This window comes from Corynebacterium sp., from assembly GCF_012837295.1.
Classification (GTDB): Bacteria; Actinomycetota; Actinomycetes; order Mycobacteriales; family Mycobacteriaceae; genus Corynebacterium.
In genome coordinates this window covers 1-2,862 of sequence record NZ_DURI01000085.1, presented here as the reverse complement: position 1 = coordinate 2,862, position 2,862 = coordinate 1, and the positions used below count along the sequence as shown (strand labels likewise).

The 2,862-nt window shown below is 65.3% G+C and carries 2 protein-coding genes; both read right to left on the bottom strand.

Annotated features, from left to right (window positions below; all coding sequences use genetic code 11):
• Positions 1-84 precede the first annotated feature (84 nt).
• On the bottom strand, positions 85-1,248 hold the full coding sequence (locus GX015_RS02885) for a tyramine oxidase subunit B (protein WP_291342666.1): 1,164 nt from the start codon (positions 1,246-1,248) through the stop codon (positions 85-87).
• A 131-nt stretch (positions 1,249-1,379) separates the two neighbouring features.
• Positions 1,380-2,810: a type I glutamate--ammonia ligase gene (gene glnA, locus GX015_RS02880; protein WP_291342664.1), complete on the bottom strand. Its 1,431-nt coding sequence runs from the start codon at positions 2,808-2,810 to the stop codon at positions 1,380-1,382.
• Positions 2,811-2,862: the final 52 nt, after the last annotated feature.

Below are 2,862 nucleotides of genomic sequence, written 5' to 3'. Positions count from 1 at the left end.
GGCAAGCAGTTGCTTTCCGACGGCGCGGTTCCGGCGATCCCGGGCAATGACGGCGCCCGGTGCGGCGCGGTCGGGGGTCCCGCGCTACTTCAGGACCGGGTTCTCCCACAGGTTCAGGGTGGTGCCGATGCCCTTGGCGCGCGCGTTCTCGTAGACGTCGTACGCCCAGGCGACGTCCTCGACCGGCATGCCGCCGATGGAGTAGCAGAAAATCTGCTCGTCGTTCTCGCGGCCCGGGGCGCGGCCGGCGGCGATGTCGCCGATGTTGACCAGCTTCTCCTTCGGCAGCGAACCCTCCTCGGCCATGTCCCACCAGCGGTTGCCGGGGATGCCCAGCAGGCGCTCGTAGGTGACGTCGGGGCCGTTCTCGTTGAACCACTCCTCGTACAGGCCGGTGTAGTCGACCACCAGGTTCGCCGCGTCGGAGGCGATGAAGTCGTCGTCGAAGCGGGCGGCGGCCGGGCACAGGATGAGTGCGCCGGGCTTGATCCACTCGCGCTTGAAGTACGGGAAACCGCTCGGGCCGTCCGGGGACGTCGACGTGCCGGCGATGAGGATGTCGGAATCCTCGATGGCGGCCTGCTCCGAATCGACGACCGTGACGGATTCCAGCTGCGGGTACTTGTCGCGGAAGTACTCGGCCACCCGGCTCGTGGACTCGGGGGAGCGGCCCTTGATCTTCAGGCGCTTGATGCCCGGGCGCTGGGACATGGCCGAGTCGAAGATGGTGCGGCTCATGACGCCCGGGCCGATGATGCCCACCGTCTCCGCGTTCTCGACCGCCAGGTGCTTCACCCCGACGCCCGGCACCGCGCCCGTGCGGTACGCCGACAGCAGGTTCGCCGACATGATCGCCATCGGGGCGCCGGTGATCGCGTCGTTCAGCACGAAGACGTGGATGGAGCGGGGCAGGTCATGTTTGCGGTTCTCGGCGTTGGAGCCGTACCACTTCACTCCGGCCGCGCGGAAACGGCCGCCCAGGTACGCGGGCATCGCCATGAAGCGGCGGTCCGGGCCATTGGCGGGCATGCCCTCGTGCTCCGGGTTGTCCGGGAAGTTGACCTGCGCACCGTGCGAATTCGCGGAGGCGCCCGCCATCCGGTAATCGCCGTCGGCGAGCAGAATGAGCGTCTCCTCCATGGTCTCCACGCACGCCCCGGAATCGGTGACGCCGGCCTCGATCATTTCGGGCTCGGACAGGTAGAGGAAATCGATGTTGGGCATGCCGTCGTACGGGGAAGTGGGCATGAATACCTTTCGAATTGGGGGATGGGAAAATTGTCGGGAACCGGTTGTTCTGGGCGATGGTTTCCGCCCGTTGTTGCGGCCCGTTGTTGCGGGCGGTGGTTCGGCGGTGACTGGCGCCGCGGTCCGCCGCTTTAGGCGTCGTAATACATTTCGTATTCGAACGGGGTCGGGTGCAGCAGGGACGGCGCAATCTCATGTTCGCGCTTGTACGCGATGTACGCGGCCAGGGCGTCCTCGGTGAACACGTCGCCCTCGAGGAGGAACTCCTTGTCCGCCTCGAGCGCGTCCAGCGCCAGGGACAGGGACGCCGGGGTGGTCGGGATGCCCACGGCCTCCTCCGGCTCGAGCTCGTAGATGTCCTTGTCGAGGGGCTCGGAGGGTTCGGTGCGGTTCTTGATGCCGTCCAGGCCGGCCATCATGATCGCGGCGAACGCCAGGTACGGGTTCGCCGTCGGATCCGGGGCGCGGAATTCTATGCGCTTGGCCTTCGGGTTCGCGCCCGTGATGGGGATGCGGATGGCCGCGGAGCGGTTCCGCTGCGAGTACACCAGGTTCGTCGGGGCCTCGAATCCGGGGATGAGGCGGCGGTAGGAGTTCATCGTCGGGTTGGTGAACGCGATGAGCGCGCCGGCGTGTTCGAGGATGCCGCCGATGAAGTGGCGGGCCATGTCCGACAGTCCGGCGTAACCCTCCTCATCGAAGAAGAGGGGCTCCCCGTCCTTCCACAGCGACAGGTGGGCGTGCATGCCGGAGCCGGCTTCGCGGCCCAGCGGCTTCGGCATGAACGTCGCGGACTTGCCCGCCCGCCAGGCGGTGTTGCGCACGACGTACTTGAACACCTGCATGTCGTCGGCGGCGGCGAGCAGCGAGTTGAAGCGGTAGTTGATTTCCTGCTGGCCCGCGGTGGACACCTCATGGTGCAATCGCTCCAACTGGAAACCGCATCCCTCCAGTTCCAGGCTGATTTCATCGCGCAGGTCCTGGAAATGGTCGTAGGGGGCGACGGGGAAGTAGCCGCCGGTCATCCGCGTCTTGTAGCCGAGGTTCGGTGAACCGTCCGGGTTGGCGTCCTCCGCGCGGTTCCACCAGCCCTCCACGGAGTCGACGTGGAAGAAGCCGTTGTTGGATTCGGTGGAGTAGCTGACCTTGTCGAAAAGGAAGAACTCGGCTTCGGCGCCGATGTTGCAGGTGTCCGCGATGCCGGTTGACTGGAGGTACTCCTCCGCCTTGCGGGCGATGTTGCGCGGGTCCCGCGAGAAGGGCTCCAACGTGAACGGGTCGTGCACGAAGAACTTGATGTTCAGCGTCTTCGCGGCGCGGAAGGGGTCGACGTGCGCGGTCGACAAATCGGGCAGGAGCGTCATGTCGGATTCGTCGACGGTGGTGAAGCCGCGGATCGAGGACCCGTCGAACGCAAGCCCCTCCTCCATTGCGGCCTCATCGAATTCGGATGCGGGAATCGTGAAATGCTGTTCGGTTCCCGGCAAATCCGTGAAACGGATGTCGACGAATTTGACGTCTTCGTCGGAGATGAAGTCGATTATTTCGGATGGCTCCGTCAACTGCACGATTAACTTATCCTCATTTGCTTTGTGAATGATCCGCCGATGTGCG

What these genes read in the sequence shown, in the direction of transcription:
- GX015_RS02885 (WP_291342666.1), bottom strand. Translation starts at nt 1,248, where the DNA reads ATGCCCACTTCCCCGTACGACGGCATGCCCAACATCGATTTCCTCTAC.